General features: G+C 58.3%; 6 protein-coding genes. All 6 read right to left on the bottom strand.

Annotated elements, in window-relative coordinates:
- Positions 1 to 718, bottom strand: a 718-nt coding sequence (locus ABHR76_RS05875; RefSeq protein ID WP_346977054.1) for an alanine--tRNA ligase-related protein, incomplete at its 3' end; no start/stop codon positions are given.
- A gap of 152 nt (positions 719 to 870) precedes the next feature.
- Entirely contained in the window at positions 871 to 2,277 is a 1,407-nt protein-coding gene (locus ABHR76_RS05870) for an AI-2E family transporter (RefSeq protein WP_346977053.1), read from the bottom strand.
- Positions 2,274 to 3,065, bottom strand: a complete 792-nt coding sequence (locus ABHR76_RS05865) for an RNA polymerase sigma factor SigF (RefSeq protein WP_118237452.1) — start codon at positions 3,063 to 3,065, stop codon at positions 2,274 to 2,276. Before ABHR76_RS05865 ends, ABHR76_RS05870 begins: the two co-directional genes overlap by 4 nt.
- 1 nt (position 3,066) lies before the next feature.
- Entirely contained in the window at positions 3,067 to 3,444 is a 378-nt protein-coding gene (locus ABHR76_RS05860; RefSeq protein ID WP_171025261.1) for an ATP-binding protein, read from the bottom strand.
- A complete protein-coding gene (locus ABHR76_RS05855; RefSeq protein ID WP_346977052.1) occupies positions 3,437 to 4,027 on the bottom strand; it encodes a DUF948 domain-containing protein in 591 nt (196 codons plus the stop codon). Before ABHR76_RS05855 ends, ABHR76_RS05860 begins: the two co-directional genes overlap by 8 nt.
- 95 nt (positions 4,028 to 4,122) lie before the next feature.
- Positions 4,123 to 4,720 (bottom strand): AAA family ATPase (locus ABHR76_RS05850; protein WP_488212530.1); only part of this gene is annotated, 598 nt, incomplete at its 5' end.

Here is a 4,720-nt window from a genome sequence, read left to right as displayed (position 1 = left end):
GCATGATAGCGGCCATGCGCTCCAGGCCCATGCCTGTATCGAGGTTGCGATGCGGCAGCTCCGGCATGGAGCCGTCCTCCTGGCGGTCGTACTGGGTAAAGACGAGGTTCCAGAACTCCAGGAAGCGGTCGCAGTCACAGCCGGGCTTGCAGTCCGGGCTACCGCAGCCGACCTCCTCGCCCATGTCAAAGTAGATCTCGGAGCACGGGCCGCAGGGGCCGGTGGGACCAGCTGCCCAGAAGTTATCGTCCTCGCCCAGGCGGGAGATGTGGTCCTCGGCAACGCCCAGAGAACGCCACACGTCGTGGGTCTCGTCGTCCTCGGTAAAGACGGTAAAGTATAGGCGGTCGAGCGGCAGCTTGAACTCCTTGGTGATGAGCTCAAAGGCCCAGGCGCAGGCCTGCTGCTTGGAGACGCCGCCAAAGGAGAAGTCGCCGAGCATCTCGAAGAAGGACAGGTGACGGCCATCCTCGCCGATGCAATCGATGTCGTTGGTGCGGACGCACTTCTGGCAGGAGATAGCGCCGATCTCCTTCATGGTCTTCTTGCCCTGGTAGTACTCCTTAAACTGGTTCATGCCAGCGTTGGCAAGCAACAGCGAAGGATCGTCGGGGACGAGGGACGAAGAAGGATAGAGCTTAAGACCGCGCTCCTCAAAGAAGTTGAGGAACTTGGAGCGGATCTCGGCCGTAGTCATTGACGGGTAGTCAGCACTCATAGAGGGAATCTCCTCGGTTTCACATCGAAACAGTTCAAACGTAACGATATTACCATCCCACCGCGCAAGTGCAAAAAAGAGGGCCGGCACAATGCCGGCCCTTCAGCGAAATTGCATGTTAGCGCGTATGAATATTAATCCGAATTACCCCGCTAGTTGTCATCATCGTCCATGGAGCCGTCGATGCCGGTTTTGGTGTCGTCCGTGTTGGAATCGTCATCCTTGGCGAAGGGGTTCTTGAAGAAACCCGTCGCATCGGGCTGCAGGCCCGAGAGCTTGATCCAGGGATTCTCGAGCTCGGGCTTGGGCATTGCCTGGGCCTCGGGCGCAGTCTCGTTGCCGATGAGCTCGGACTCGTAAATGAATGTATCGTCTCCAAGCGCGTCATAGGCGGCGACCGGATTGCCCTCGGCATCGCGATACGGCGTGCCCTTAAACACGGCGCCGTCGTATGCCACAAGCTGGCGGCCGGTCTCATTCTCAAAGTAGTAGACGAAAATGCCCTTAAGGGCTGCGCACAGCGGAATGGCAATGATCATGCCAATGGGACCCATGAGCGCCGAACCAATAACGAGCGCCGTGAGGCTCATGATGGGATGCACCTGCACCGAGCTCTGCATAACCTTAGGCGAAATCACGTTATCGGTGACGTTTTGCGCGACCATCGTCACGATGAGCGTCCATAACGCCAACATGGGGCTGAACATGAAACCGAGCACTGTCGCGATTGCAGCGCTCACCCAGGGGCCTACGACCGGAACCAAATGCATGATACCGGTAAATATGGCCATAAGCGCCGCATACGGATGACCGATGATCATAAAACCGATAAAGGCGAGAATACCGCCGCAGATGGACGTCACGACCATACCGCGCATGTAGCCGCCCACTGAGCGCGACAGAATGGCGACCATAAAGCGGTACGAGGTCTCCTTTTCCTGTCCGATAATAGTGCAGATCTCGTGGTGCATGCGAGGGTAGTCGCAGGCCATCCAATAGGCAAGCACCAGGCCCAGGAAGATGACGAACAGCTGCGAGGCCGTGTTGGTAATGAGCGGAAATACACCGCGACCGAGCTCGGCAGCGATTTGCGAGACATACTTCGACGCCACGGTAACCAGCGAAGAAAGATTGTCGTCCAGATACTCCTTGAGCGGCGTGTTGTTGAGCGTCTTGGCGTGTGAGATCATCTCATTGAGGTCGCCGCCCGCAACGCGAAGCTGCGCGGGCAGACGGCTCAGGACTTCCATAATCTGGCCGAACAGAATCGGCGACAGGATGCAGACGACGCCGACGAGTACCGCCACAACCACGATGAGCGCGACAAGCGAACCGATGCCACGACCGACGCCGTGATGCTCGAGCCAGTTAGTGATCGGCGACATCACAAAAGCAATGATAGAACCGACAGCGAGAAACTCGATAACCGGCGCCAGGATGCCCATAAGGTTAAAGATGACAGCGGCGATAACGATGCAACCGACGACGGCCCAAATGCGAAGCGTCAGAATGCGGGTATCGCGCAGTATGCGGTCGGATTGTTGGGGGTGCTCATTCATGAACGAACCATCACTCCGTCGGGGTCAATCTTGTCTTGAATCTTCTTAAGGGTACGACGAAGCAGGCGCGAGACCTGCACCTGCGAGATGCCCAGCTTCTTGGCAATCTCAATCTGGGTCATGCCCTTCACAAAGCGCAGCTCGATAACCTCACGCTCGCGCGGCGAGAAATCGCGAATGGCCTCCTCGATCACCAGGCGGTCATCGGTAAAGTCGAGCTCGTTGTCATCATCGGCATAGCGGTCGAGAATCGAAGGCGCATCGTCGGAATCGGACGCACCGGGGGCCTCGATGGGCACCGAGGTGTAGGCCGAGGACGATTCCATAGCTTCGAGCACCTCGTCGACGGTCACGCCCAGGTACTCGGCGATTTCCTCAACCTTGGGCGAGCGCTGCAACTCGTTGGTAAGCTTGTCGGTGGCCTGGTTGACCTTAGCCGAGAGCTCCTGCAGACGGCGCGGCACGCGCACGCTCCAGCCCTTGTCGCGGAAGTGGCGCTTAATCTCGCCCAGAATGGTGGGCGTGGCAAACGTGGTGAACTCGAGACCACGCTCGGGGTCAAAACGATCAATCGCCTTGAGCAGGCCCAGATAGCCAACCTGCATCAGGTCGTCGAGCGGCTCACCGCGATTCTTAAATTTGTTGGCAAGAAACCTTACCAGGTTCATATGGGACATGACGAGCTGCTCGCGAGCATCCGGATCACCGGTCTCTTTATAGCGACGAAACAGCTCGCGGGTTTTCTCCTTGTCCCAAGCGGTCTTACCGCTCCGGGAACGTTCGGTCATATTAGATATCCGCCTTGAGGTCGAGGGAAAGCGTCAGGGGCGCCGAAGTCTTTTCGTAGGAATCGCACACGCTCGCCAAAATGAGCTCGGCATATACGGCAGCCTGGTCATCTTCGTCGACAGTTGCCTGATCACCAAAGGTAAAGGTCATGCCAACGTGAGACTCGTCGACATCGAACCTGATCGTAATGTCATCGGAATCAACCGCCGTGCAGCCAAAGATGAAGGCTTCCTCGGCAGCCATACGGATGTCCTCGATGCGATCGACGGACATAGAGCACAGCGCACCAACGTTGGCGGCCGTCATACGCACCAGGCGCGCCAGACGTGGGTCACCGGCAACGGTCAGCGTAATGGGGCAGGTTGCTTCGCTACTCATCACAGGACTCCTCGGAGGTCTGGGCGGGTGTGTAGGTGTAATACTGAGTCGGCTTGCCAACAGGCTTCTGGCCATCATCGTCGTCCGCGGCGGCCTCGTCCCCGGCTTCGCCAATCAGGACGCGCTCGGTCGGCTGCTCGGCTTCGGCCGCAGCGGAAAGCTTGCGCTCGGCGTCGGCTGCGGGGGCTTTCACCTTATTAAAGAGCTTTTGCACGGCGCCTGCCGCAGAATCAGTCACGCTCGACACAGCATTGCTGGCCTCGGCCATGCTGCCCGTAACCTCGGAAATATCGCGGACAACCGCCTCAACCTCGACGAGATTGGAGGTAAGGGCATCAACTGCCGTCTTGCTCGACTTAAGCAGCGGCTCCATCTGGGCAAGTGCCGGCGTAAGCTCGTCGACAGCGCCGTCGAGTTTTGCCACCACCGGCTGCGCCTCGGCGATGGTGTTGTTGAGGTCGTTCACGGTCTTATTGAGCGAGTCGACAACGTTGCGGGTCTTGCGCAGGGTAAGCGCGAGCTCAACGATGGCCCACACGCCGGCAATGGCAAGCACCAGCAGGGCGATTTGAATGGGACTCATACAAGCCTCCCGGAAAAATCGAAATACAGACGCTGTTCATGGTACCCCAAAGAAGGGGAAAGATACCCAAGGGGAATGTGGGTGGTGCCAATGACCTACTTGGGCGCGTTACCGCTCCGGTCGCGTTCGCTTTGCTCCACACGCCACTCTTCCCAGCCGCGGCCCGCAGGCTGCCAGAACGCGCCGCGCTCCAACCCCTCAGGCAAATAGCGCTGGTCGACCCAACCTTCGGGATAATCGTGCGGGTACTTGTATACACCGTACTCGTCGCTGCCGGGGCGGTGACGATCGCGAAGATAGCTGGGCACCTCGCGCAATCCGCTGTTATGGATATCGGCAAGCGCCGCATCGATCGAAGCCTCGCACGCGTTGGATTTTGGCGCCAAGCACACATAGAGCGCAGCCTGAGCCAGGTTAATGCGGCACTCGGGATAGCCAATGACCTCGGCAGACTTAAACGCGGCATGTGCCACCAAAAGCGCCTGCGGGTCGGCGTTGCCAACGTCCTCAGAAGCATGAATCATAATACGGCGTGCAATAAACTTGGGATCCTCTCCCGCGTCAATCATGCGCGCAAGCCAGTAGACCGTAGCATCGGGGTCGCTACCGCGCATGGACTTAATAAACGCACTGATGATGTCGTAGTGCATGTCGCCGTTTTTGTCATATGAAAACCCGCGACGCGGGTTGGCA

The sequence above is a fragment of the Collinsella aerofaciens genome (genome assembly GCF_039752985.1).
GTDB lineage: Bacteria > Actinomycetota > Coriobacteriia > Coriobacteriales > Coriobacteriaceae > Collinsella > Collinsella aerofaciens_BT.
Note: the sequence above shows the minus strand (reverse complement) of the source record. Positions and strands in the feature narration are given on the sequence as shown.

What these genes read in the sequence shown, in the direction of transcription:
- ABHR76_RS05870 (WP_346977053.1), bottom strand. Translation starts at nt 2,277, where the DNA reads ATGAATGAGCACCCCCAACAATCCGACCGCATACTGCGCGATACCCGC.
- ABHR76_RS05865 (WP_118237452.1), bottom strand. Translation starts at nt 3,065, where the DNA reads ATGACCGAACGTTCCCGGAGCGGTAAGACCGCTTGGGACAAGGAGAAA.
- ABHR76_RS05860 (WP_171025261.1), bottom strand. Translation starts at nt 3,444, where the DNA reads ATGAGTAGCGAAGCAACCTGCCCCATTACGCTGACCGTTGCCGGTGAC.
- ABHR76_RS05855 (WP_346977052.1), bottom strand. Translation starts at nt 4,027, where the DNA reads ATGAGTCCCATTCAAATCGCCCTGCTGGTGCTTGCCATTGCCGGCGTG.